Annotated in this window: 25 protein-coding genes; 14 read left to right on the top strand and 11 right to left on the bottom strand. The window is 68.9% G+C overall.

What is annotated here, in order from left to right:
• Nucleotides 1-2: 2 nt before the first annotated feature.
• The 3 genes from G6N26_RS11560 to G6N26_RS11550 form a co-directional block, all read right to left on the bottom strand.
• Nucleotides 3-1796: a thiamine pyrophosphate-requiring protein gene (locus tag G6N26_RS11560; RefSeq protein ID WP_067175246.1), complete on the bottom strand. Its 1794-nt coding sequence runs from the start codon at nt 1794-1796 to the stop codon at nt 3-5.
• 223 nt (nt 1797-2019) lie between these two features.
• Nucleotides 2020-3069 (bottom strand): DNA topoisomerase IB, encoded by a 1050-nt coding sequence (locus tag G6N26_RS11555; protein WP_083019022.1) that lies wholly within the window; start codon nt 3067-3069, stop codon nt 2020-2022.
• Between the two features lie 152 nt (nt 3070-3221).
• Nucleotides 3222-3620, bottom strand: coding sequence for a heme-binding protein (locus G6N26_RS11550; RefSeq protein ID WP_067175250.1), 399 nt, complete (start codon nt 3618-3620; stop codon nt 3222-3224).
• A gap of 325 nt (nt 3621-3945) precedes the next feature.
• Here G6N26_RS11550 and G6N26_RS11545 point away from each other — a divergent pair, with 325 nt between their 5' ends.
• From G6N26_RS11545 to G6N26_RS11515, 7 genes are read left to right on the top strand one after another with little or no spacing between them, the layout of a single operon-like run.
• Complete coding sequence (locus G6N26_RS11545) at nt 3946-4461, top strand: Na+/H+ antiporter subunit E (RefSeq protein ID WP_232067560.1); 516 nt, start codon at nt 3946-3948, stop codon at nt 4459-4461.
• On the top strand, nt 4458-4718 hold the full coding sequence (locus tag G6N26_RS11540) for a monovalent cation/H+ antiporter complex subunit F (protein ID WP_067175256.1): 261 nt from the start codon (nt 4458-4460) through the stop codon (nt 4716-4718). Before G6N26_RS11545 ends, G6N26_RS11540 begins: the two co-directional genes overlap by 4 nt.
• Nucleotides 4715-5083, top strand: a complete 369-nt coding sequence (mnhG, locus tag G6N26_RS11535; protein WP_082991553.1) for a monovalent cation/H(+) antiporter subunit G — start codon at nt 4715-4717, stop codon at nt 5081-5083. Before G6N26_RS11540 ends, mnhG begins: the two co-directional genes overlap by 4 nt.
• The gene (locus G6N26_RS11530; protein WP_067175261.1) at nt 5080-5379 is read left to right on the top strand and encodes a Na(+)/H(+) antiporter subunit B; all 300 of its coding nucleotides are present in this window, start codon (nt 5080-5082) and stop codon (nt 5377-5379) included. The genes mnhG and G6N26_RS11530 overlap by 4 nt, the downstream gene beginning before the upstream one ends.
• On the top strand, nt 5372-6301 hold the full coding sequence (locus G6N26_RS11525) for an MnhB domain-containing protein (protein WP_083019018.1): 930 nt from the start codon (nt 5372-5374) through the stop codon (nt 6299-6301). Before G6N26_RS11530 ends, G6N26_RS11525 begins: the two co-directional genes overlap by 8 nt.
• Nucleotides 6298-6666 carry a sodium:proton antiporter gene (locus G6N26_RS11520; protein ID WP_067175266.1) on the top strand — a complete coding sequence of 123 codons (369 nt, stop codon included), beginning with the start codon at nt 6298-6300 and terminating at the stop codon, nt 6664-6666. The genes G6N26_RS11525 and G6N26_RS11520 overlap by 4 nt, the downstream gene beginning before the upstream one ends.
• A gap of 4 nt (nt 6667-6670) precedes the next feature.
• Nucleotides 6671-8413 (top strand): complex I subunit 5 family protein, encoded by a 1743-nt coding sequence (locus G6N26_RS11515; RefSeq protein WP_083019016.1) that lies wholly within the window; start codon nt 6671-6673, stop codon nt 8411-8413.
• A 2-nt stretch (nt 8414-8415) separates the two neighbouring features.
• On the opposite strand, the gene G6N26_RS11510 is transcribed toward G6N26_RS11515, so the two are convergent.
• Nucleotides 8416-9222 carry an SDR family oxidoreductase gene (locus G6N26_RS11510; protein WP_067175270.1) on the bottom strand — a complete coding sequence of 269 codons (807 nt, stop codon included), beginning with the start codon at nt 9220-9222 and terminating at the stop codon, nt 8416-8418.
• Nucleotides 9223-9451: 229 nt separating this feature from the next.
• On the opposite strand from G6N26_RS11510, the gene mbp1 reads away from it, so the two are divergent.
• Nucleotides 9452-9688, top strand: a complete 237-nt coding sequence (gene mbp1 / locus G6N26_RS11505) for a microaggregate-binding protein 1 (protein ID WP_008259513.1) — start codon at nt 9452-9454, stop codon at nt 9686-9688.
• Between the two features lie 134 nt (nt 9689-9822).
• On the top strand, nt 9823-10110 hold the full coding sequence (locus G6N26_RS11500) for a DUF3349 domain-containing protein (RefSeq protein ID WP_067175276.1): 288 nt from the start codon (nt 9823-9825) through the stop codon (nt 10108-10110).
• 9 nt (nt 10111-10119) lie between these two features.
• On the opposite strand, the gene G6N26_RS11495 is transcribed toward G6N26_RS11500, so the two are convergent.
• The 3 genes from G6N26_RS11495 to G6N26_RS11485 all read right to left on the bottom strand — a co-directional run bounded on the left by G6N26_RS11495 (nt 10120) and on the right by G6N26_RS11485 (nt 12687).
• Nucleotides 10120-10884, bottom strand: coding sequence for an endonuclease/exonuclease/phosphatase family protein (locus tag G6N26_RS11495; RefSeq protein WP_067175278.1), 765 nt, complete (start codon nt 10882-10884; stop codon nt 10120-10122).
• A gap of 70 nt (nt 10885-10954) precedes the next feature.
• Nucleotides 10955-11737 (bottom strand): PIG-L deacetylase family protein, encoded by a 783-nt coding sequence (locus tag G6N26_RS11490; RefSeq protein ID WP_083019014.1) that lies wholly within the window; start codon nt 11735-11737, stop codon nt 10955-10957.
• Nucleotides 11734-12687, bottom strand: a complete 954-nt coding sequence (locus G6N26_RS11485; protein ID WP_083019012.1) for an acyl-CoA dehydrogenase family protein — start codon at nt 12685-12687, stop codon at nt 11734-11736. The genes G6N26_RS11490 and G6N26_RS11485 overlap by 4 nt, the downstream gene beginning before the upstream one ends.
• Before the next feature lie 203 nt (nt 12688-12890).
• Between G6N26_RS11485 and G6N26_RS11480 the strand changes: the two genes are divergently transcribed.
• Nucleotides 12891-13469 carry a nucleotidyltransferase family protein gene (locus tag G6N26_RS11480; RefSeq protein WP_067175294.1) on the top strand — a complete coding sequence of 193 codons (579 nt, stop codon included), beginning with the start codon at nt 12891-12893 and terminating at the stop codon, nt 13467-13469.
• Here G6N26_RS11480 and G6N26_RS11475 read toward each other — a convergent pair.
• Nucleotides 13463-13720, bottom strand: coding sequence for a DUF7218 family protein (locus G6N26_RS11475; RefSeq protein ID WP_067175296.1), 258 nt, complete (start codon nt 13718-13720; stop codon nt 13463-13465). The genes G6N26_RS11480 and G6N26_RS11475 overlap by 7 nt on opposite strands.
• A gap of 72 nt (nt 13721-13792) precedes the next feature.
• On the bottom strand, nt 13793-15895 hold the full coding sequence (locus G6N26_RS11470; RefSeq protein ID WP_067175297.1) for a catalase: 2103 nt from the start codon (nt 15893-15895) through the stop codon (nt 13793-13795).
• Nucleotides 15896-16144: 249 nt separating this feature from the next.
• On the opposite strand from G6N26_RS11470, the gene G6N26_RS11465 reads away from it, so the two are divergent.
• The 3 genes from G6N26_RS11465 to G6N26_RS11455 all read left to right on the top strand — a co-directional run bounded on the left by G6N26_RS11465 (nt 16145) and on the right by G6N26_RS11455 (nt 19364).
• Nucleotides 16145-16903 carry an STAS domain-containing protein gene (locus tag G6N26_RS11465; protein ID WP_083019010.1) on the top strand — a complete coding sequence of 253 codons (759 nt, stop codon included), beginning with the start codon at nt 16145-16147 and terminating at the stop codon, nt 16901-16903.
• Nucleotides 16904-17078: 175 nt separating this feature from the next.
• Nucleotides 17079-18254 carry a glycosyltransferase gene (locus G6N26_RS11460; RefSeq protein WP_067175308.1) on the top strand — a complete coding sequence of 392 codons (1176 nt, stop codon included), beginning with the start codon at nt 17079-17081 and terminating at the stop codon, nt 18252-18254.
• Between the two features lie 42 nt (nt 18255-18296).
• A complete protein-coding gene (locus G6N26_RS11455; protein ID WP_083019008.1) occupies nt 18297-19364 on the top strand; it encodes a helix-turn-helix transcriptional regulator in 1068 nt (355 codons plus the stop codon).
• A gap of 9 nt (nt 19365-19373) precedes the next feature.
• On the opposite strand, the gene G6N26_RS11450 is transcribed toward G6N26_RS11455, so the two are convergent.
• Complete coding sequence (locus tag G6N26_RS11450; protein ID WP_232067559.1) at nt 19374-20747, bottom strand: flavin monoamine oxidase family protein; 1374 nt, start codon at nt 20745-20747, stop codon at nt 19374-19376.
• A 120-nt stretch (nt 20748-20867) separates the two neighbouring features.
• Between G6N26_RS11450 and G6N26_RS11445 the strand changes: the two genes are divergently transcribed.
• The gene (locus G6N26_RS11445; protein WP_083019006.1) at nt 20868-21833 is read left to right on the top strand and encodes an alpha/beta fold hydrolase; all 966 of its coding nucleotides are present in this window, start codon (nt 20868-20870) and stop codon (nt 21831-21833) included.
• Here the strand turns inward: G6N26_RS11445 and G6N26_RS11440 are convergent.
• The gene (locus G6N26_RS11440; RefSeq protein ID WP_067176830.1) at nt 21828-23174 is read right to left on the bottom strand and encodes a flavin monoamine oxidase family protein; all 1347 of its coding nucleotides are present in this window, start codon (nt 23172-23174) and stop codon (nt 21828-21830) included. The two genes, G6N26_RS11445 and G6N26_RS11440, sit on opposite strands and share 6 nt — an antisense overlap.
• Between the last annotated feature and the right edge of the window lie 17 nt (nt 23175-23191).

The following is a 23191-nucleotide window of genomic DNA, read 5'->3' as shown; positions in this document are numbered from 1 at the left end:
GGTCAGCTCTTCTTGTGCGGCATGAACTCCTGCACTTTGGTTTTCAGGCCGACCTTGACGAAGCCCACTCGGTCCTCGTCACCGGCCAACACCGCCGCGGTCGCCGACTTGAACTGCTCCCACGTGGCGTGCGGCGGGATGGGCGGCATGTCGGGATCGGTGAAGACGTCCAACACGGTCGGGCGGTCGGCCGACAAGGCATTGCGCCACGCGTCGGACAACTCGTCCGGATCCTTGATGGCCATGGCGTTCAGGCCCAGGCTGGCCGCGAACGCGGCGAAGTCGACGTCGGGAAGGTTCTGGGACTCAGCGAATTTCGGCGCGCCGGCCATCGCACGCATCTCCCAGGTGACCTGGTTGAGGTCGTTGTTGTGCAGGATCGCGATGATCAGGCGAGGGTCTTTCCACTCGCTCCAGTAGCGCTTGATCGTGATCAGCTCGGCCATGCCGTTCATCTGCATCGCGCCGTCACCGGCGAACACGATGACCGGCCGGTCCGGGTGGCCGAACTTCGCGCCGATGCCGTAGGGCACCCCGGGGCCCATCGTCGCCAGCGTGCCAGACAGCGAGCCGCGCATGTCGCCGCGGAAGCGCAGGTTGCGCGCGTACCAGTTGGCCGACGAGCCGGAATCGGCTGTGACGATGGCATTCTCGGGCAGCTGCGGGGACAGTTCGGAGAACAGCCGCATGGGGTTGATCGGGTCGGCGCTGACCATCGCTTCCTTGTCCATGGTCTCCCACCAGCGCGCCACGTTCTTCTCGACGCCTTCGCGCCACGACCGGTCCTCCTTGCGGCGCAGGTGCGGAATCAGGGCCCGCAGTGCGGTCTTCGCGTCGGCGACGAGGTTGACCTCGTAGGGGTAGCGCATCCCGATGAGCCGACCGTCGACGTCGATCTGCACCGCCCGGCACTGGTCGAACTGCGGCAGGAACTGCGTGTAGGGGAAGCTGGATCCGACCGTGAGCAGCGTGTCGCAGCCCATCATCAGCTCGTAGCTCGGCCGCGTCCCCAGCAACCCGATAGATCCTGTGACCCAAGGCAATTCATCCGACAGGACGTCCTTGCCCAACAGTGCCTTGGCCGCGCCGGCGCCGAGCAGGTCGGCGACCTCGGCCAGCTCTTCGTGGGCCCCGCGCGCGCCGGTGCCCACCAGCATGGCGACCTTCTTGCCGGCGTTGAGGACGTCGGCCGCGCGCGCGAGGGCGGCGTCGTCGGGGGCGATGTCCGGGTACTCGATGCCCAGGCTGGACGGCACCATCTTGAACGCGTGCTCGGGCGGCGAGTACGGCAGTTCCTGGACGTCGCTGGGGATGATCAGCGCCGTCGGCGCCCGCTGGGTCATCGCGATGCGGATCGCGCGGTCTAGGACGTTGGGCAATTGCTCGGGGACGGTGACCATTTGGACGTAGTCGCTGGCGACGTCCTTGAACAGGCTCATCAGGTCGATTTCCTGCTGGTAGTTCCCGCCCATGGCGCTACGGTTGGTTTGACCGACGATGGCCACCACCGGCACGTGATCGAGTTTCGCGTCGTAGAGGCCGTTGAGCAGGTGGACCGCGCCGGGGCCCGACGTGGCCGCGCACACCCCGACCCGGCCGGTGAATTTCGCGTAGCCGACGGCCTCGAAGGCGCTCATCTCCTCATGGCGCGATTGGATGAACTGGGGCTTGTTGTCGGCCCGGCCCCATGCGGCGAGGAGCCCGTTGATGCCGTCACCGGGATAGCCGAACACGTGCTCGACGCCCCACGCCCGCAACCGCTCCAGCAGGTAGTCGGAGACCTCTTGTTTGGACATGTTTTTCCCTCCTGGGCAGACGGATCTTCAGTGCTGGTGGGTGGGCATGTGTGGCTGTTGGTTGAACCGCCTGCAAGCAGGTGTGACTACGGCAGGATGCCGCGGATGGGCGGCGTTGGCACTTCCCACACGTGCCGGATTACCCCGAATCGCTGTTGTTATTCGCGATCAGGGGCCCGCCCGGCGACTCACAGCCAGTTAACAGCTGCCCGTCGCGGGACGCTCACGCCGTCTTGCGCAGGGCGGGCGAGGCGCTGTCGGCCTTGGCCACACGCCGGATCAGCGCCCGCGTGGCATTGTCCAGAATCTCCTGGGCCACGTCGGGCTTGCGGGCGCGCTCGGCGCGGCGGGCCGCCGCGGCGATGGTCAATCCCTGCTCATAGCCGTCGACGACGCGGGGATCGACGTAGGAACCGCGGGCCACTGCCGGCGTGTTGCCCAGCTCCTCGGCCACCTCTTTCATCACGGCGGACACGACGCGCTTGGCGACCCGGCCCGACACGGCGGGGTCGGCGTCGGCGAAGGCCGCGGCCGCCAGCACCGTGCCATGCCACGTGCGCAGGTCCTTGACGGTGTAGTCGTCGCCGGCCAACTCTTTGAATCGGGCGTTGAGGTCGTCGGCGCGCACATCGATCCACCCGGAAGCGTTGCGGCACACCAGCAAGCGTTCGGTGCGGCTGGGCCGGCGCATCAACGCGCGCACCGCCCGGACCACGTCGGCGTCCTCGATTTCCACGGTGCGCCGGACCCCGCTCTTGGCCGGAAAGTCGAATTCGACGGCGTCACGCCGGACCACGACATGTTCACACAACAGGGTGGACAACCCGTAGGACTCGTGTTCCTCGGCGTATTGCTCGCCGCCGGCGCGGAAGTAGCCGCGATCGAGCAGCCGCAGCGCGAGCGCCAGCACCCGCTTGCGGGTCAAGCCTTGGCGGGCAAGGTCTTTGGCGATCGCTTCGCGCCACGCGGGCAGCCGCGTCGACAGTTCCAGCACGCGGTCGAACTTCTCCTCGGCGCGTTCCTGCTGCCAGGCGGAGTGGTAAAGGTACTGGCGGCGGCCGGCCGCGTCGACGCCGACCGCCTGGATGTGGCCGTTGGGGTACGGCGAGATCCAGACCTTCTTCCACGCCGGCGGAATGACGAGATCCTTGATGCGTTGCAGGGTTTCCGGATCGGAAACCGCCGCGCCATCCGGGTCGTAGTAGGCGAAGCCCTTGCCGCGACGTTTGCGCGCAATCCCGGGCTTGCTCAACACGCTGCGACGCAGTCGCATCTTTGGGCCCTCCAGTTTCGTTTGCCGGCCGCACCGATATTCGCCAGAAATACCCGCCCGCAAAGGCGTTCACACCGTGCGTCGTGACCCAAAAGAAGACGACCCGCCAAGTCCGGCGAACCGGACGGTGGCGGGTCGTCTCGTGGGCTGGATCAGCCGGCCATGAACTCGTGGTAGGCCGACTCCAGGTTCGGCGGCAGGGCGGTGACGTTGCACTGCCGTTCGGTGTCGCCGATCGGTGCCAGGATGCCGCGCAGGTCGAAGTACTCCTGCGGGTGGTCGGTGAAGTAGCTGCGCAGGCTCGATGCGGCCTCCGGACGCGGCTGGCCGTAGGCGGCCGTGACCACTTGGTTGGCTCCCGGGTGCGCCGCCAGATACTGCTCGGCCGATCCCTGCACCGAGGAGACGGTGGAGTTCACACCGGCGGGGCTGCAGTCGGGTGCCGCGGCCGCCGACGGTGCGCCGACGATGCCCATGGCCAGTCCCCCGAGCAGGCAGCCGGCGCTGATTCCGGCAACATGACGGCGCGCGACAATACTGCTGATTTTCATGGTGTTTGTTGTCCTTCGAAACGAAATGGTTTTGCTCTCGACTGAGGCTCCCGATCCTCGAAATCCAAAGTAGCGGAAGCGAACAGTGGCGATGTTCGCTCACGACGAACGCCGGGACTGTTGGGGCTGTTGGGACGGCCTTTGCTAAGCGAACGGTCAAACGGTCGGCAAATTTCTAAGAAAGTGCCCCCGTTCTTAACGAATCGTGATGTCGATCGTGACGCAATCGTTATTCCGCGGTGCGGCTATTGCCGACGATTGACCATCCCGCGCGACGGGTATCCCGGGACGTCCCCGCGATACGAGGGCGAAAGGTGGGCTTGCGGTGCGTGCGCAGCGGGTGGTGGCGCTGACGGCGTGGGCTTTCGCGGTGTGGATCCTGCTGACGTGGACCCCGACGGCGGAAAACCTGCTGGTCGGCCTGGTGGTCGCGGCGGGCTGCGGGTTCGCCCTCGCCCCGTTGGGGCCGGTGCCCGGGCCGTGGTCGGCACTGACGCCGCGCCGCCTCGCCGCGCTGGCCATGCTCGCGGCCGCCTGCGCGGCGCGCATCGTGGTGGCCAACCTGTCGCTGACCCGCCGCATCTTGTCGCCGTCGCGGCCGCTGCGTTCCGGCATGATCATCGTGGAGACGCAGGCGCGGTCGGACGGGGAACTCGCCGCGACGGGGCTGCTGACGTCCTTGGTGGTAGACAACCAGTTCGTCGACCTCGATCGCGGCCGGCGCCTGTTGCAATATCACGCAATGGCCGTGCCGCAGGGCCCGGCGCGGGAATCGGTGAACGGGCCGCTGGAAAGGCGTGTGATCGCCGTGACCCGGCATCGAGGCGGGAGAAGCCAATGAGCGGCGTGCTTTCGGGGGTCTGCATCGCGCAGCTGCTGGTGGCGTGCCTGCTGCTGATCCGGCTGGCGCGTGGGCCGTCGGTGTCGGATCGGGTGGTCGCACTGAACACCATCTCCACGCAGTGCGCGCTGGTGGTGTTGTTCTACGCGGCCGTCGCCGACCGGCCCATTTATCTGGACGTGGCGCTGTGGCTGGCTTCGTTCAGCTACCTCGGTGCGCTGGTGTGGGCGCGGTTCCTGGAGCGGGGCCTACTGTGAACTCCACCGCTACCGATACGCTGGTGATCGTCTTATGCGTTGTGGGAGTGTTCTTTTCGCTGAGCGGGGCGATCGGCATCCTGCGCATGCCCGATGTCTACACGCGAATCCAGTGCTCGTCCAAGACGATCACCGCCGGCGCGGTACCGCTGTTGGCCGGGCTGGCGGTGGCCAAAGGCCCCCTCACTGAGTACGGCTCGAGGGCACTGCTGGTCGCCGTGTTGCTCCTGCTGGTCAACCCCATTGCCGCGCACGCATTGGCGCGCGCGGCGTACAAGACCGGGGTGCCGATGTGGCGCGGCGCGGTGACCGATGAACCGAACCGGCTCGGACGGTCGTCCGACGGGCCCGGGGCCGGCCGGTGACCTCGCTGTGGGCGGTTGACTATCTGTGCCTGGGGCTGATCGTTGCCTGTGCGCTGCTGGTGGTGTTCCTGCGCAGCATCACCGGCTCGGTGATGGCCCTGTCGGCGATGGGCACCGTGCTGGGCGCGCTGTTCGTGGTGCTGGCCGCACCCGACGTCGCCCTGGCCACGGTTGCGGTCGGCGCGATCGCCCAGCCGGTCCTGTATCTGATCGCCATCGGCAAAATTCGCACCGACGTCTTCGACCGCGGTGACTTGGGCGAGGCCCTCGACGACGGCGGCGGTCGCGGTGACTGATCGACGATTGCCGCCCGAGGCCCGCTGGCATCGCCCCTGGCTGGGCGGGCTGCTGATCGGCGGTTTGGGCGCCGTCGTCGCGGTCGGCCTCACGGCCCTGCCCGACGGTTCGAACCCGTTGCCGGACATTGCAAGACACGCGATGGCGATCGCGTTGCCGCGGTGGGGGACCACCGAGGTGGTCAGCGAAGTCGTCTACGGCAGCAGGGCCTTCGACACGTTCGGCGAGACGTTTTTGTTGCTCGCCGCCGTCGTCGCGGTGCTGCTGCTCTCCCGGGGCCGCGAGCCGCGATCGGAGTTCGTCGGCGAAGCCAGCGCTGGACGCGTCGAGCAGGAGCACGCCGACCCCGACGAGGGACCCGACGAGCAGGAGTCGCAGGCGCGCTCGGCGGAAGACCAAGAGCGCCAAGACGAGCCGGAGCCCGCGCCCGAGCACGCCGACGACGACGCGCTGGGCGCGCCCGCGCCGGAGCGGGCGGTCGCGATGACGGTGGCGGTGCGGGTGGGCGCGCGCGTCGCCGCCGTCATCCTGGCGGTCGCCGGGGTCTACCTGGCGGCGTGGGGCTACACGCCCGGCGGCGGTTTCCCCGCCGGCGTCGTGCTGGCGGGCTGCGTCATCTTGCTCTACACCGCGCTCGGGCACCGCGCGGTGCGCGCCGCGGTACGCCCGGCGACACTGGAGGTCGCCGAAATGGCCGGTGCCGCAGCCATTGTCGCCGTCGGCCTGGCCGGCATGTGGCTGACCGGCTCATTCCTGGACAACTGGCTCCCGCTGGCGCAGCAACAAACGATCCGCGCCGGTGGCACCCTGCAGTTGATCTCGGCGGCCGAGTTGGTGGAGGTGGCCACCGGCATCACCATCGCGGTGTTCGCGTTGCTCGGCATGGGACACGATTGGACGCCCGACGAGGACGAGTCATGATCGTCGCCAACTACGTCGCCGCCGGGGTGTTGTTCTGCCTCGGATTGTTCGCGGTGATGGCGCGGCGCAACCTGATCAAAATCGTCCTGGGCCTGTCACTGATGGAGTCCTCGACGTATCTGCTGCTGGTGTCGATGGCCTACCGCAACGATTCGACCGCGCCGGTGCTGGCCGGCCTGCCGGCCGGGCGTACGCAAAAAGACCTCGTGGCCGGGAATGTGGCCGATCCGGTGCTGCAGAACTTCTGCATCACCGCGGTGGTCATCGGGGTGGCGATCACCGCGGTGTTCTTGACGGTGGTGGTCCGGGTGGCCCAGCACTACCGCAGCGTCGACGCGGCGGACCTGACCGAGCTGCGGGGCTGAGCCGGTGCCCACGCCCGCGCAGCTGCTCCCGCTGCCAGTGGTGCTCCCCCTGATCGGTGCGGTGCTGGCCCCGCTGGCCGCCCGGCGGGCGCGGCGGGCGCCGCTGTGGGTGGCGGTGACCGCGGTGAGCGCAGCGCTGGCGGTGCTGCTGGACGTCGGCGTGCGGGTGTTCGCCGGTACCGGTCATCTGTTGACACACTTTCTGTCCAACGAACACCCGGTGCGCGGGGCGTCGCTGGGGATCGCCTTGGTGGCCGACCCTTTCGGGCTCACCTTCGCCACGCTGGCCGCCGGGGTGGGCGTCGTGTTGGTGGTCAGCGCGCTGTCCGAACTCGGCGACCTCGGCCCGCGAGAGTTGGGTGGTCTGGCCTGCCTGGTGCAGCTGCTGCTGGCCGCGCTGATCGGGGCCGCGCTGACGGCGGACACGGTCAACCTGTTCGTCTGGTTCGAGGTGGCCGCGCTGGCCAGCTACGGCTTGACCGGTTTTTTTCTGGAACGCCCGATCGCGGTGGAGGCGGCCTTCAAAAACCTCGTCCTCACCAGCATCGCCGGATTCTCGGTTTTCATCGGCAGTGCGATGCTCTATTCCGCAACCGGGGCGCTGAACTTCGGGCAGCTCCACGGGGCCGTCGCCGCCGGTGTCACCAGGGCGATGCTGCTCGCGGTGGCCTTCCTGGTGGCCGGCTTCGCCACCAAGGCCGGACTGGTGCCTTTCCACGCCTGGCTGCCCGACACGCACACCCCCGTTCCGGGTGCGGTGTCCGCGTTGTTCTCGGCGCTGATGGTCGACCTTGGGGTGGTGGCGCTGGCGCGGATCAGGCTGCAGGTCTTTGTCAACCTGCCGTCGCTGCCGACGCTGCTGACCGGGCTCGGAGTGGCCTCGGCGTTGGTCGGCGCGGCGATGGCGCTGCTGCAGGACGACCTCAAGCGGTTGCTGGCCTGGGACACCGTCGCCCAAACCGGAGTCCTGACAACGGGATTCGCGAGCAACACCGCGGACGGCGTCGCGGGTGCGCTGTATCACCTGGTCAATCACGGCCTGTTCAAGGCGTTGCTCTTCCTGTGCGCCGGCGCCGTCGTGCACGCCACCGGGCTGACCAAACTTTCCGAGATGGGCGGGCTGGCGCGCCGGCGCCCGCTGCTGACCGCGGCGTTCACGGTCGGGGTGTTGTCGATCGCCGGCGTGCCGCCGCTGAACGGCTATGCCTCACTTGGCTTGATCCACAAGGGGTTGTCGGACCGGCCGGTCGTGCTGGGCTGTGCGCTGCTGGCGCAGGTCCTGACCGTCGCCGCCCTGGGCCGCGCCGCGTACCTGGGCTTCTACCGCCGCCGAAGTCAGGCGTACACCCATTTCGAGCCGATCCGGTCGGGCATGAAGGCCAGCCTGATCATGTTGAGTGCGGGCTGTTTGGCCTTCGGCGCGCTGGCCGGCCTGTTCGTCGCGCACGTCGCCGGCCCCGCCACCGCCGGGCTGCTCGACCCGGCCGACTACGCGGCGGGCGCGATGGGGGCCGGCGTCACATTGCCCGACGCCGGCGTGAAGTTCGCCTATTTCGAGCCGAAGACGTTGGGAATCATCGCGATTGAACTGGCCCTTGGTGTGTCGCTGCTGGTGCTGGTGCTGCGGGGCAACGGCGTCGCGCGCTCGCTGGGATGGCTGCGGCGCATCCACACCGGGAGCATCAACGATTACGCCGCGTACCTCACCGTCGGGATGATCGTGGTCAGTGGCGCGCTGCTGCTGTGATCTCAACTCCCGGCGGGTTCTTCGCCCTCGGCGGCGTGGTGCCCGTCGGTGCTGGGCGGCGCCAAGGTCTGCAGCCACGTGTCGACGTCGGGACCGACGACCACCGCGTGACCGGACGCCAGCAGCGCCCCGTTGGCGAGCGCGGCCACCGCGGGCCGCACGGTCCGCACCGGCCGGCTATCACCTTGTTGGGCAAGCAGTTTCGACGTCAGCTCAGGTAGCCGGATGTGGTTTGGACCGGTGATGGTGCGCGGGGTGTGCGACTGTCCCAGCGCCGCCTCGACGAGAACGTCGGCGACGGTGTCGGCGGCGATCGGCTGAATCAACCAGTCCTCGACGATCACCTCGTCACCGTCGCAGCTCACCGCATCGCAGTGGGTGGCGCATTCATACCACTGCGTGGACTTCACGATCGTGGTCGGTACCGGGCCGTCGAGCAGGATGTTCTTCGCCGCCCGTTTGGCCTCGTAGTAGGGGATGCCGTCGAGTTCCGGGTCTTCGATGCCGGCGATCGTCGGCACCACCAGGCGGTGCACCTCCTGGGTGGCACACGCGCCCACGATGTTGTGGGAGGCGGTGGCCAGAGATTGGCCGATGTCGGACGGCTCGGGCGGCACCGGGTCGGAGACGTCGATCGCCACGTCGACGCCCTCGAGCGCCTCGCACAGGTCCGCCCCGTTGAACAGATCGATGCCCTGCTCGCGGGAGATCTCGACCACCGCGACGTCGCGCGACCTCAGCCGGGCGACGACCCGGGACCCGGCCGTGCCGGTCGCCCCTATCACGGCGATGGTGGTCACCGCCCTCACCCCCCTTCGAGCCGCCGGCTAGTACTACCCGGTAAAGCCTCGTTCAAACCGAGCGCTCGGCCGCCCCGATACCTGAGCGCGCCAGCCGGGTTCGGCCACGTGATCACCCGCACACTTTCGGTGCCGTCCAGGCGCGACGCCAGACGGGCCGTTTGGCGCGGCTCGCGGCGGGAACGCCGTAGGTGCCATCGAGCGCAAGCTCACTCACCACCGAGAGGGAGGTCGACCCATGGGGGACCAGAAGAGCGGGCCGCAGGAAGCGGTGCAGGGCGCCGTCGAGGGCGTGAAGGGTAAGGCCAAGGAGGTCGGCGGGGCTGTGCTCGGCCGCGACGACCTCGCCGACGAGGGCCGGGCTCAGCAAGACAAGGCCGACGCCCAACGCGACGCGGGCAAGAAGGAAGCCGAAGCCGAGTCGGCGCGGGCCGGCGCGGACGCGGCCGAAGAGCGCCAGAAGAAGAACCAGTAAGCCGCTTGCCCGAGGGGTCCGGTCCGATCGTCGGGCCGGACCCCTTTCGCGCGTGGGGTTTCAAACCGCCGCGCCTGGCTATCCCTGGCATGGCCCGCTGGTACGGGCGCGCGGTCGGATGAGCGAGGTGGAACATGGGCGTTGGCGCTCAGGTGTCCAGGGTTGTCGCGTTTCTGCGCACGGGCTGCCCGCCGCTCGCCCCCGCGACGGGGTACGCGCCGCTGCTGGCGTTGTTGCCGCGACGGGTTGCTGACGACGAGGTGATGGCCATCGTTCGCAAACTTGTTGCGCCCCAGTGTCACCCGGTCGACAGCGCCGACGTCGGGGTGGAGATCATCAGGGTGACCGGCGAGGTGCCGTCGACGTACGACATCGACCGTGTCCTGGTGGCCATGGAATCGGCCGGCCATCGCGCGTCCTGAACCCGTGGTTCACACCCGCTGCAGGTCGACCACCAGCGGGCGGTGATCCGAAATCGGCATGGGACTGGCGTCGACCGCGCCGCCGCGCAGCGCGGGATCGTCGGTCAGGATGTGGTCGAGCTGGCGGTTGGGGTGATCGGCGGGAAACGTTTCGGCGGTGGCCAACGCCCGCATACCCGACCAGCGGCCAACGGTTTTCGGCGTCATGTTCAAGTCGCCGGTCAGCAGCCGAGGCCCCGGGAAACCACGCAGGTCATGAATCACGCGCAGCAGCTGGCGCCGGTTCCAGCCCGGAACGAACGACAGATGCGTGTTGGCCACCGTCAGCCCGCCCATCGGGGTGCGCAGCTGCGCGATCACCGCCGCACGCGGCTCCTCGTCGACGATCATCACCCGGTTGGGGCCGGGCAAGTACATCGGAAACCGCATCGGAATCCGGGGGAGCCGCAACACCTGCCAACTGGCCACCGGGTAGCGGGACAGCAGGGCAATTCCGTACGCGGCGGTCCCCGGCTGTTCGCGGCCGGTGGCGGCCATCCAGGTCGCCCCCGGGGTGCCGGAAATCGCCGCCACGAAGCGGTGCTCCACCGCGCCCATGGCCTCGGCCGCCGCCGCGGTCAGGTCGGCCCGCTCCGAGCGTGGCTGATCGCAGTCGACCTCCTGCAGGCTGAGCACGTCCGGATCGAGGCGGCGCACACAATCGCGCAGGCGAGAGACGTCGACACCATCCCCGACCGTGCGGCCGTGCAAGATGTTGAAGGTCGCCACGCGCATAGGCTTTCACCTACCCACTTTGCCGCTCGGGCACTCACCGCGGCAGTCCCGCAACGGTTGGGCGTGCGGGTCACCGAAATACGACTTCTCCGATCGCGGAGCCCACCGCGAGCAACCGCTGAAGCACGAATCTCGGCAAGATGGGCGAGGATTCCGCGTCGATGGGCTCGAGTTGGCTTCGGTAGCATTGCGCCGCGCGGCGTTTGCGATCCATCGCCCAACTGGGTGAGGGCACCGAATAGGCCCGGCTCCACGGCACCGCGGGATCGGCGAGATGCGCCCAATGCCACATCAGCACCGGATATTCCAGCAGCGTCGCGTCGGCGCGGGCGCACGCGGCCGAGGCCGCGCGTCCCACGGCCTCGTGATCGGGATGTCCGTCGCCCCGCCACGTCGCCGCACACCAGGTCGTCGGCCCGTCGCCCTCGAGGATCTCCGCCAGGGTGTCGGCCAGCGGGTCCTCGTGATCCGCGAGCTCACCGTCGGGAAAGCCCAACGAGATCGGGCTGGGGGCGTTCAAAAGACTTGCCGCCCGGCCCAATTCGTATCGGCGGATGGTTTCCATCCTGAGCCGATCCGAGGCCGACACTGCGGGCTGGGCGGCCCCACCGTCGCTGACCGAGACCACCTGGACGTCCACCCCCATCGCGGTCAGTTGGGTGGTCATCGCGCCGAGGCCGAGGGTTTCGTCGTCGGGATGGGGGGCGACGACGACCAGCCGTCGGCACTCCGCCAGATCCAATGCCGGCAGCGGTCTCTCCTCGAAAGCGGCCAGCCACAACGGCACCGGGGTGCCGCCGTGGGTCAGCGGATCGGCCGCAAACGCGCAGTTGCCCGCCGGCGCGGTTTTCACGGCGCCCTTACCGCCTGCTTGCCCGCCAACCGCCCGAGTTCGGCCAGGTCTCGCTCCGCATGGCTCTGCCGGATGTAGATGCTCAGATCGGCGACCCGTTGAGCGTGCCGCCCGTCCTGGCACAGCGGGCCCGGGCCCAGGGCGCGTCCGGTGCGTGTAATCGCTTCGTCGACAGCGTGTTCCACGACCGTGCGGACGCGACGGGCCAGCAGCTGCGCGGTCCCGGATCGGTCGAACGGATCGGCGTCGACCTGGATCGCGGCCTCGGCCAGGATCGCGTCGCTGGCGGCCAGCGCCGCATCGACCGCCCCCAGGTGTGCCAGCGAGTACGCGTCGGCGGATTGGCTTGCGGCGCAGCGATATAGCGGGTCCGCGACTCGGCGCGCCCCGCCGAGCCAACAGGCGGCGACACCGATTGCGCCGTGCCAGAACCCCGGCCGATTCGGGTAGGCTCCGGGATCGCCCACGGCGACGGCCTGGGCGTTGGTGAACTGGACCGGCCTGGTGTCGCTGCCCGCCATCCCCGCGTTCCACCAGGTGCTGGGCAACGCCTTGACGGCGGGATCGGTCACCGTCACCGCGAACAGTCCCTGGGACCCGTCCTCGAGCCGCGCGGTCACCAGCGCGTGCGTGCAGAACCCGGCACCCGCACACCACACCTTGGTGCCGTGCAAGGTGTACACGCCGTCGGTGTCGGTGGCCGTCAGCGCCGTGTCCGGGGCCTCCGCGGTCCACACACCCCACAGCTGGCCCGGGTCGGGCGGCTTGCCGCCCAACTCATGCAGTATCGCGACCGCGTCGACGTGGGACTCGGCGATCCTGGCCGCGACGATGTTGTCCTCGGCGAGCCGCGCCAGCCGCTGCCAGCGTTCGGCCGTGCGTCCCGACGCGGGAAGGGGCAACTCGAGCCGTCCGGACTCGAGCCAGTGCTCGACCAGGCCCGCCGTCACGCCGGACCACCCGCAGCGAGCGCCCTCGATCGCATGAGGGTGTCGGGGGCGCAGGCCGAAATCACGACGGCCGCAGCATCATATGGGCGTGGCACCGCGGTTGACATAACGGACGATTTCCCCGTTGCGGGCAAGTTAAACGGCCTTACGACCGCCCGTCGTCAGGTTGCCCGCGCCGTCGGCGGGGTATCACCTAAGGCACCATGTCACCCCTCGACGCACATGCCGACGCGACCAGCTGCGCCTCGCGGTTGCGGGAGGCGTTGAAGTGCGCTGCCTCGGCGCTCAAGGAACATGGGCCGCGCTTCGCGCTGGCGGGCAGCTACGCGTTATGGGCTTACGGCGCACCGGAACCCAGCCACGACGTGGACCTCGTGGTGGCCGAGGCCGACGTGGAGACCGCGGTGGCCACGCTCACCAACGCCGGCTTCGCTATCGAACGTCCCCCGGAGGATTGGTTGTTCAAGGCGCGCACCGGCGACACGCTCGTCGACGTGCTGCATCGCATCAACGGCGTGCCCGTCGCTGCCGACGCGCTGGAACAGGCCGAAGTGCAGGAAGTCCTGGCGATCAGCATGCCGGTGCTGCCGCCCACCATGGTGCTCGTGCAGCAGTTGCGCTCCCTGGGGGAACACCACTGCGACTTCGCCAGGTTGTTGCCGGCCGTGCGCGCGGTGCGCGAACGCCTCGACTGGCAGCGCATCGCGGCGCAGACCGCCGACAACGATTACGCGGCCGCCTTCTTGGTGCTGGCCGAACGGCTCGGCCTGACGCGTCAGTGATTACGCAGCTTGGCTACCAGCTTGTCCTTCGTCAGGCTCGAGTAGCCTGACATACCAAGCTCTTTAGCCCGCTTCTTCAGTTCGGTCACGGTCCAGTCCTGGTAGGACCCGGACTTGCCGCCCTTGCGGCCCACCGAGGATTTGCCCCGGCCGGCGGCCGCATTCGAAATCCGCGCGGCCTTCTCCTTGGAGTCACCCTTCTTGCGCAGATCCTGGTACATCTTTTCGTTCTTGATCGACGAACGCGGCATGATCCATCCTCCTGTCCACGATGAGACGCCTTTTCAGTTATGCCCGCGGTGGCTGCGGGGAAAACACCGGCGCTAGGCCGGAACCGGGTCGGTGCGCCGCTGCCAGCACCGGTGCCGCGCGAGCGCGTCGGCGAATTCCTCGACGAAGCGGTCGGGCAACTCGTCGGCGGCGGCTTTAGTGGTGATGACCGACTGGTCGTTGAGCACGTCGGTGTCCTCGGCGAGGCGGTTGGTGATACCGGCGGTGCGCAGCAGATCGACGCCGGCGCCGTAAGCGCCGATGGGCTTGAGGTGCTTGTAGGCCTCGGTCACGAAATGCACCGCGTAGCCGTCGTTGGACAGCGTCGCGATCGAGCGCGGTCCGCACGCCACGACAACCGCGTCGTAGAGCACTGACGCCATCGTGGTGAAGGAGCGGTCGACGGGAAGCTCGCCGCCGGAACCGCCTTCCAGCGTGCCGCCGGCCACCGGCGCCAGCACCTCGACCATGGCGCCGCGCTGTCCCATCAGCTCGATGAAGCGCTGTGTCCCCACCACGTCGACGCCGTCGGCGGCCAGCACCGCGACCTTGCGCGATTCGATGGTGTCGCCCGCGTCGATGACCTGTGACAGCGCCGGCGAGGCGGTCACCGTGTCGACCTGTTCCTCGGGGGGCGCGGGCAGCCCCAGTTTCGCGGCGACCTGGGCGGCCAGCTCACCGTCGACCCGCGCGAGCTGCGCCACCACCGCCGAACGGATCTCGGGCATTTCCACCTTGCCGAGTTCGAAGGCGAACGCCGCGACAATGTGTTCGGCTTCCACAGCCGTCATGCTCTTCCAGAACATCCGCGCCTGGCTGTAGTGATTCTCAAAGGCCTCGGCGCGCTTGCGCATGGTCTGCCCGTCGACGCGCTGGGTGTAGTGCCGGAACACGTTCTCGTCGGCCAGGGCTGGGCAGCCGCCGCCGATGCTGTTCTTGTAGTAGCTGGACCTGCCCTGCGGGATCGCGTGCTGCCCGTAACCATCGTGCTGGTTGGTCCGGACCTCGGCCACCGGACGGTTGATCGGCAGCTGGGCGAAGTTGGGGCCGCCCAACCGGATCAGCTGGGTGTCCAGGTAGGAGAAGTTGCGGAACTGCAGCAGCGGATCGTTGGTGAAGTCGATGCCGGGCACCACGTTCGCCGTGTGAAACGCGACCTGCTCGGTCTCGGCGAAGAAGTTGTCCGGGTTGCGGTTCAGCACCATCTTGCCCACGGGTCGAACCGGAACCTGTTCTTCGGGAATGATTTTCGTCGCGTCGAGCAGATCGAAATCGAAGTTGAACTCGTCCTCCTCGGGCACGAGCTGAACCCCGAGTTCCCATTCCGGGTACTGGCCCGACTCGATGGCCTCCCACAGGTCGCGGCGGTTGTAGTCGGGGTCTTTGCCGGCGATCTTTTGGCATTCGTCCCAGATCAGTGAGTGCACGCCCAGCCGCGGCTTCCAGTGGAACTTCACGAAAGTTCCCTCGCCGCGGTCGTTTACCAGCCGGAAGGTGTGCACGCCGAAGCCCTGCATCATGCGGTAGCTGCGCGGCAACGCCCGGTCCGACATCAGCCACATGATGGTGTGCAGGGTCTCGGGCTGCAGCGACACGAAGTCCCAGAGGGTGTCGTGCGCCGACTGCGCCTGCGGAATCTCGTTGTGCGGCTCGGGTTTCACCGCGTGCACGAAGTCGGGGAACTTGATGCCGTCCTGGATGAAGAACACCGGGAAGTTGTTGCCCACCAGGTCGTAGTTGCCTTGTTCGGTGTAGAACTTGGTGGCGAAGCCGCGCACGTCGCGCACGGTGTCGGCCGAGCCGCGTGACCCGGCCACCGTGGAGAACCGCACGAACACCGGGGTTTGCAGGCCGGGCGTCGTCAAGAATTTCGCCGCGGTGTACTGCGCCAACGAGTCGTCGTACGGCTCGAAGTAACCGTAGGCGCCGGCGCCCCGCGCGTGCACCACGCGCTCCGGGATGCGCTCGTGGTCGAAGTGGGTGATCTTCTCGCGGGCGTGGAAGTCCTCCAGCAGGGTCGGTCCCCGCTCACCGACGGTCAACGAATCGTCGGTGTGGTCGACGCGCACGCCCTGCTGGGTCGTCAGGTATCCGGTGTCCCGACGGAACCGTGCGGACTCCAGGTCTCGCTGCTTGGGATTCTGGTCGGTGGCCATGGCCTGCCTCTCTGCCTGATTTGGAATGGGGCCCGGTTTTGCTGTGATGGGGACTGCTTTGCTGTGCTGGGCCGCTCAACGGTGTGGGGGTACCACCGTCAAACCCGTGTAAAACAGCCCGAACGCGCCCCTGTCCCTCACTTCGAGGGTTGCCTGGCATCGATAGGGGTAGACGAAAGTGGTGATTGCGGCGGCTGATGGTGGCGGCAGAAATCGGGCGGTCCGCGACCCGCATGGGAGCGACGTCGGATGAACGTTCCTCCCCCGGAAATCCGGATCGAGACGGACATTCGCAGGGACATACCCGTCCTGACGATGGAGGGCGGGCTCGATAGTGAGACCTATCTCGCGGTCCGCGACGCGGTGATCAAGGCCGCGATCGACGGGCCTCCTGCGGTGATAGTTGATGTCGACCGTCTGCGCGCTACATCCGTTTCCGCCTGGTCAGTGTTCAAAAGTGCTCGTTGGCATGTCAGTGTGTGGCCGGACGTACCGATACTGCTGGTATGCGGACGCGCAGCGGTACGCCGGGCGATCGCGGCGGCCGGCGTCACCCGATATGTGCCGATACATTCCACCCGGACGCTCGCGCTGGACGCTGCGCGCGATCGATCGTTCGAGGTCCGGCGACGGGCGCGCACCGAGCTTCCGCGATCCAGTGGCAGCATCGGCCTTGCACGTGGCGTGGTCACGGATCGGCTCAAGCAATGGGATATCCGCGAGGTCGTCGCGGCCGCGGCAACAGTGGCGACCGTTTTCGTCGAGAACGCTCTTGACCACACCGAGAGCGCGCCGGTGTTGATCGTCGAGAGCTATCGAGACGCCGTCACCGTCGCGGTCGAGGACGACAGTCCTCATCTGCCCGGACGGCGCGAAGATGCCGACCGCGGCGCCGACATCGTCTCCGGACTGGCCATCGTCTCCGCGGTGACCCGGGCGTGGGGGACTGCGCCGACGCGGTCGGGCAAGACTGTATGGGCAGTGGTCGGTCGGGAGAACCAGCTCTGATCCCTCGCCTGGGCGCCGGCGCGCGCCGAGCGGGCGTCTAACCAGTTCAACCGGGCGCTGCGGAAGAATCGCCAGCCCCGGAGGCGAAGCGGGGATCTCGTTCGTTTCGCGGATGCCCGCCGGTGGTATGCCACGTGATGTCGGCGCGCGGCGCCTGGGCGGAGGGAATCGCGGTTTGAAGATCGCAATCGTCAGCGGTGATGACGTGGTCGGGGAGGACCCCGAGCAGCTGGGCACCGCGCTGACCACCGAGGGGCACGACGCGACGGTCTGCCGACGGCACAGCGGTCGACGGCGAGCCAAGGCCCCCGGCGGCTACCGCTGTGTGACGGTCCCCGTCGGCCCGCGCGCGGTGGGCTCCGCCAACGAGGTGTTGCCCTACGTCGGGGACTGGGCGGCCAAACTCGAGCGCGTCTGGACGAAGGAACCCCCCGACGTCGTGCACGCCTACGGGTGGCTGGGCGGATTGGCCGCCCAACTGGCCGCACGGCGCCGGCGCGTCCCAGTCGTGCAGAGCTTTCTTGGCCTGGCCGGCGCCACGCACCCCCCCGCCCTGTTCCAGGCGCAAAACAGCGAGCGCGGGCGCGTCGAGCCGCTGCTGGCGCGTAGTGCGACGTGGGCGACCGGCGAGAGCAGCGCCGAGCTCGACATGCTGGCCCACCTGCGTCACAGCCGGGCGCGGGTGTCCACCCTCACCTGCGGCGTGGACTCCGAACTCTACAGCCCGGCCGGTCCGGAAATAGCTCGTGGCGCGCTGCAGCGAGTTCTGTGCGTGGCGCCGAACCCGTTGCAGGATAACGGCTTTGATATCGCGATCAGCGCGCTGTACCGGGTTCCCGGTGCGGAGTTGGTGATCGCGGAAACCGACGCGACCAACGCCGTGCACGACGACGCGCGCGCCCAGTTGCAGTACCTGGCCAAAGAATTCGGTGTTGCCGACCGCGTCCGCTTCGCGGGCACGATCCCCGGCAACGACCTGCCGATGTGGATCCGGTCCGCCGACGTCATGGTGTGCACGCCCCGCCAGCCGCCACGTCCCACCTCCGCGCTGCAGGCCATGGCCAGCGGCGTGGCGGTGGTCGCCGCGACCATGGGCGCCCTGGCCGACGTCGTCCTCGACGACATCACCGGCGTCGTGTTGCCGCCCGAAGATCCCGCCGGCCTGGCTGCCGCATTGAGAAGGCTTCTCGCCCAAAGCTTTCAATGCGAGAGCATGGGGGCGGCCGGTCGCAGCCGCGCGCAGTCACGCTTCGCGTGGCAGCGCATTGCGCTCGACGCGCTGAATATCTACCAAAGGCTCGGGGCGCACGAGAAGGCACCGGCGGGTCTGTCATCGACGGCGGCGCGGTGATGCAATGACGGGGGTACACGCGGCCCGCCATCTGGGCCGGCCATGACCACCGCGACGCGTGGGACCGACTCCAAGCCCTCCGGGGTGGTCAGTTCCGCCGTCGCGCCGGCCGAGGCGACCGGGGCCGAATGCTGCCCCGACGCGGAGCGCCGGCTCCATCCGGTCGCGGTGGAATGCAGGCAATTTCGCAGTGCCGATGCGCAAGCGGCGCGGCGGTTGTTCGCCGGCGCCTATCGGCCGGGCTGGCGGCTCTCCGAATTCACCGGCCACTGCGCGGTGTCGCATCGGCGTAGGGACACCGGGACAATGACGGTGGACGAGGTGGCGATCCAGGGCCGACTGACACTCGAAATCCCGGCGAGCGACACCATCGTCGTGATTCAGCCACGCACGGGATCGTTGAGCGTTGCGGCCGGGCCCCCGGCGACGCCGGACTTCCCGATACTCATCGCCCACGGCATGTCCTGTGTATTGCGCTGCAACGGTGCCCGTTTCGATGTCGTCGTCCTTGCGCCGGAGGTGCTGCACGCGGTCGCCGCCGAATGGCACACGGCGCTGTCGCAACAAACCCAGTTCCTGAAGTGGCGCCCACGTTCGCGCGCCGCGGTGCGGGCCTGGCGTCGGGCGCTCGACTACGCGTTGACCACGCTGGCCTCCACCGACACCGCCCAGCAGCCGATGATCGCCGCGGCCATGGCCAACCTGCTGGCCGGCGCGTTGCTCGAGTGCTACCCGTCCAACCTGACCGAGCAAGATCCGGCCGGTGATGCCGCACTGCCCGAAACGCTCAAGGAGGCAGTGTCGTTCATCCACCGCCACACCACCGAGGACATCGGCATCAACGACGTCGCGGCGGCGGTGCATCTGACACCCAGGGCGGTCCAGTACCTGTTTCGCCGCCAGCTCGACACCACACCCACCGAGTACATGCGTCGTATCCGGTTGCGCCGCGCTCATCTAGAGCTGATCGCGGCGACGGCAGGCACCTCGACCGTGACCGAAATCGCGCAACGGTGGGGGTTCGCGCACACCGGACGGTTCGCGGTGCTCTACCGCCACACCTACGGGCAAAGCCCCCACACCACGCTGCGCCAACAGACCCCGGGGTGAGGGCCGCGGTCAACCGCTCAACCGGTGCAGCAGCTGGTTCGCGGCGTAGCGGCCACTGAACACCGCGCCGGCCGCCGTGGCCGGATTGTCCACGCCGACCGCCTCGCCCGCCAGGTAGAGCCGGTCGCCGATCGGCTCCTGTAGTCGGCGCCGGTCGTCGGGACCCGAGCCGGGCGCATGAAACGAATAGGCGCCGAGCGCATAGGGATCGACGCTCCAGTTCGACGTCCGGACGTCCGTCAACGCGATACGGTCACCGAAGAGTCGGCGCGCGATCGGCAGCGCGCTGGCCAACAGATCGCTGGGCGAGCGCGCCTCCACGAATCGGCCGCGGGTGCCGCCGTTGAGCGCGACGGCGATCGGGCCCGCGTCGCTTCCCGCGGTGAACCATTGCGACCACAGCCCGTCTTCGGGGCCGAGGTATTGGTAGAAGGCGTTGTCCACCTTCCAGGTTCGTGCGTCGAAGCGGAAGAAGCTCTTGGACAGGACGCCGAAGCCCAGCGCGTCGATCGCCCGGGCGTGCCCGTCGGGCAGGGGTGGATCAAACGCGAGCGCACCGGCTTTCAGCAGGCCGAGGGGGACCGTAACGATCGCGGCCGGTCCCCGCAGCGCCCGGTGCTCGGTCCGCACGACGACGGCGTCGTCACGGTGCGCGATCGCGGTGACCGGTGTCTCGAGCTCGATCGTCAGTCCGTCGGCCAGCGACTTGGGCAGCGCGTCATAGCCGTTGGTGATCACGTCCTGGTCGCCGCCGGCATCGTCACCCTTGTCAAACGTGCTCGCCGACAGCTGATCCGCGTCTGCGGCGTATTCGTCCTCGACTTCGGTGGTGAGATAGAAGGCCAGTTGGGCGCGGTCCGACGGGGAGAGGTTCGCGGCGGTGGCGGCGGCCTTGACGGCGTCGCCCAAGCTGCCGGCGCTTCGTCGGTTGCGGGCCCGTTCCACGAACGCGCGCCAGGTGGCGGTGCGGTAATCCGCCGGCCGCAGAGCGGGATCGGCCACGAGTTCAGCCCAACCGTAGTAGTCGGTGGCGACCAGCCGGGCCCCCGCCCGTCGCGCCAGTTCGGTCAGCGGGTTGTCCCTCGCGCCGTGGATCCACGACGCGCCCAGCTCCAGCGGGACCCCCCAGCCGCGGTCAGTGCACACCCGGCCCCCGATGCGGTCGCGGGCTTCGAGGACCCGCACCGCGCGTCCGGCGTCGGCGAGGGTGCGCGCGGCGGACAGTCCCGCCAGCCCGGCGCCGACGACGAGGACCGCGTCGGTGTCCTCCGGCGCGCGGCCGGTGGCCGGCGGCGGGTGTCGGGGCGCGCACGCGGCCGCCATCTGAGCGGCGACGACGCCCGTGGTGGCCGCGAGGAACGCCCGCCGCGACAACCGAGACACGGGTCTAAGCGTCTCATAAGAATCGTTTGCCGGATTTCCCAAATCCCTAACGGATATCGGGATAAAATCGTCTCATCCTTAGCTGCGGCGACGGGGCCGTGTTCGAGGGGGGAGCGGGACATGAGTGCTCGGCGGGCGGTACGCGCAGTTGACCCGTTCCCCGAACGGCTCCCGCCGAGTCGCACCGTGCCGGTCCGAGCGGTCGACGGCACCCGGCTGCACGCGGAGGTGTTCGGGCCCCCCGACGGGTATCCGATCGTCCTGACGCACGGCATCACCTGCGCGATCCGCGCGTGGGCCTACCAGATCGCGGATCTGGCCGGTGACTACCGGGTGATCGCGTTCGATCATCGCGGGCACGGCCGCAGCGGGGTGCCGCGGGCCAAGGGGTACAGCCTCAAACACCTTGCGTCCGACCTGGATTCGGTGCTGGACGCGACGCTGGCACCGCATGAGCGGGCCGTGGTGGCCGGCCACTCGATGGGCGGGATCACGATCGCGGCGTGGTCGGAGCGCTACCGGCACAAGGTGCCCCGGCGCGCCGACGCCGTCGCGCTGATCAACACCACGAGCGGCGACCTGGTCCGCAACGTGCAACTGCTCGCGGTGCCGCACGGGTTGGCGCCGGCGCGGGTGCTCGCGGGGCGGGCACTGATCAGCGCGTTCGGTGGGTTTCCCGTCCCGGGTGCGGCGCGCATCCCGAGCCGTTACGTGGTCGCGATGCTGGCGACCGGGCGCGACGCCGACCCGAGCATCGCCCGCTTGATCTATGAGCTCTTCGAGAAGACGTCGCCGCTGGGGCGGGCCGGCTGCGCGCGGGCGCTGGTCACGTCGATGGGGTCGCGCTATCTCGACCTGAGCGGGCTGACGGTGCCGACGCTGGTCATTGGCAGCGAACGCGACCGGCTGACACCCATCGGCCAGTCCCGCAGGATCGCCCGCGACGTGCCCAATCTGGTCGGGCTGGTGGAGTTGCCCGGCGGGCACTGCTCGATGCTGGAGCACCCCCGCGAGGTGAGCGGCCAGCTGCGCGCGTTGGCCGACGCGGCGATCCACCACGCCGCGACCAGTCGGATCAGCTCATAACAGCGCGGTGATCTCGGCCGCCGCACGCTGGCCGGACCTGATCGCCCCATCGAGGAACCCGGTCCATTCGTCGGCGGTTTCGGTGCCGGCCCAGTGAATCGGGCCGACGGGTTCGCGCAACCAACGTCCGAACCGGGTCCACGACCCCGGCGGCACCGCCGCCGTCGGACCGCCAGGCGCGAATTCCTCGGCGCCCCAACGATGATCGACGTAGTCGAGCGGTTTGAGCGCATCGTCACCGAAAAGCGTTGCAAAGCAACGTAACACGTCGCGTCGGCGCTGATCGCCCGGCAGCGAGTCGAACGCCCGGGCGTCGACGAAACCCATCAGGATGCCCGGACCGTCGGGGTGCGGGCTGACGTCGAACGTGATGAAAACGGGGCCCTGATCGGACAGCGCCTGCCCGGAGAAGCCGTCGGTCCGCCAAAACGGTGTGGAATAGGCGGCATACGCCTTGCTGAGCCGGCCCTGCGGCCAGTGCCGGGCGAGTTGCTCGTACTCGGCGGGCAGCGGGGGAGTGAACTCGATCGCGGCGCGATGGGCCGGCGGGATCGCGACGATGACGAAGCCGGCCTCGGTCTCGCCGACGTCGGTCGTGACGGTCACGCCCGCACCGTGGCGTTCGATGCGCCGCACCGGTGCGCCCAGCACCACCCGCGTGTCCAATTCGGCGGCGGCGGCCTCGGCGATCTGTTGCGTGCCCCCGGGAAAGCGGTCCTGTTGGGCGCCGTCCTCGACGTCGAGCAGCCGGTCCAGGCCGCCGGCCGCGTGCGCGTAGCGGGCGGCGTGCAGCATCGACACGTCGTCGGGTTCGCACCCCCAGGTCACCCGCGCCACGATCGCCAGCAGGTCGTGCGACGAGGCGGTCGCCCGCACCGAGCGCAGCCAACCGCCGAGCGACAGGCCGTCGAGTTCGCGCGCCCGGCGGGCGTCCCACGGCGCTGCGAGCGGGACGGCGCGGGCGATCCGGTCGAACTGCCAGCGCAGCCGCCCGATGTCCAACAGGCCGGTCAGCGACAGCTTGGGAATGGTGCCGCGATAGGCGTGCGTCCAGCCGCGCCAGTGGATCAGGTTCTTGCCGTCGTGATGCGTGGGCGTGGTCGGGACGTCGAGTTCGGCCGCCATCGCCAGCACGGCGTCTTGGGTCGGCCCGACGAACGTGCCGCCCAGATCGGCCGGCAATCCGGCGACGCTGCCGGTCAGCGACCGCCCGCCAACCCGGTCGCGGCCCTCGAAGACGACCACGTCATGGCCCTGCCGGTTCAGCTCACGCGCGGCGGCGAGCCCGGCAAAGCCCGCTCCGACCACGACGACGTCGACGATCCGGGGCGGCTTTGACACGCGGTCTAGTGAACCGC

It is taken from the genome of Mycobacterium marseillense (assembly GCF_010731675.1).
GTDB classification, from domain to species: Bacteria; Actinomycetota; Actinomycetes; order Mycobacteriales; family Mycobacteriaceae; genus Mycobacterium; species Mycobacterium marseillense.
The sequence above is the reverse complement of the archived record's forward strand: the minus strand, read 5'-3'. Positions and strand labels throughout refer to the sequence as shown.

Excerpts from the sequence above, each read along its gene's own strand:
- G6N26_RS11455 (WP_083019008.1), top strand. The coding sequence starts at position 18,297 with ATGACCACCGCGACGCGTGGGACCGACTCCAAGCCCTCCGGGGTGGTC.
- G6N26_RS11475 (WP_067175296.1), bottom strand. The coding sequence starts at position 13,720 with ATGCCGCGTTCGTCGATCAAGAACGAAAAGATGTACCAGGATCTGCGC.
- G6N26_RS11480 (WP_067175294.1), top strand. The coding sequence starts at position 12,891 with ATGTCACCCCTCGACGCACATGCCGACGCGACCAGCTGCGCCTCGCGG.
- G6N26_RS11470 (WP_067175297.1), bottom strand. The coding sequence starts at position 15,895 with ATGGCCACCGACCAGAATCCCAAGCAGCGAGACCTGGAGTCCGCACGG.
- G6N26_RS11555 (WP_083019022.1), bottom strand. The coding sequence starts at position 3,069 with ATGCGACTGCGTCGCAGCGTGTTGAGCAAGCCCGGGATTGCGCGCAAA.
- G6N26_RS11540 (WP_067175256.1), top strand. The coding sequence starts at position 4,458 with ATGAGCGGCGTGCTTTCGGGGGTCTGCATCGCGCAGCTGCTGGTGGCG.
- mbp1 (WP_008259513.1), top strand. The coding sequence starts at position 9,452 with ATGGGGGACCAGAAGAGCGGGCCGCAGGAAGCGGTGCAGGGCGCCGTC.
- G6N26_RS11520 (WP_067175266.1), top strand. The coding sequence starts at position 6,298 with ATGATCGTCGCCAACTACGTCGCCGCCGGGGTGTTGTTCTGCCTCGGA.
- G6N26_RS11560 (WP_067175246.1), bottom strand. The coding sequence starts at position 1,796 with ATGTCCAAACAAGAGGTCTCCGACTACCTGCTGGAGCGGTTGCGGGCG.
- G6N26_RS11550 (WP_067175250.1), bottom strand. The coding sequence starts at position 3,620 with ATGAAAATCAGCAGTATTGTCGCGCGCCGTCATGTTGCCGGAATCAGC.
- G6N26_RS11495 (WP_067175278.1), bottom strand. The coding sequence starts at position 10,884 with ATGCGCGTGGCGACCTTCAACATCTTGCACGGCCGCACGGTCGGGGAT.
- G6N26_RS11500 (WP_067175276.1), top strand. The coding sequence starts at position 9,823 with ATGGGCGTTGGCGCTCAGGTGTCCAGGGTTGTCGCGTTTCTGCGCACG.
- G6N26_RS11445 (WP_083019006.1), top strand. The coding sequence starts at position 20,868 with ATGAGTGCTCGGCGGGCGGTACGCGCAGTTGACCCGTTCCCCGAACGG.
- G6N26_RS11465 (WP_083019010.1), top strand. The coding sequence starts at position 16,145 with ATGAACGTTCCTCCCCCGGAAATCCGGATCGAGACGGACATTCGCAGG.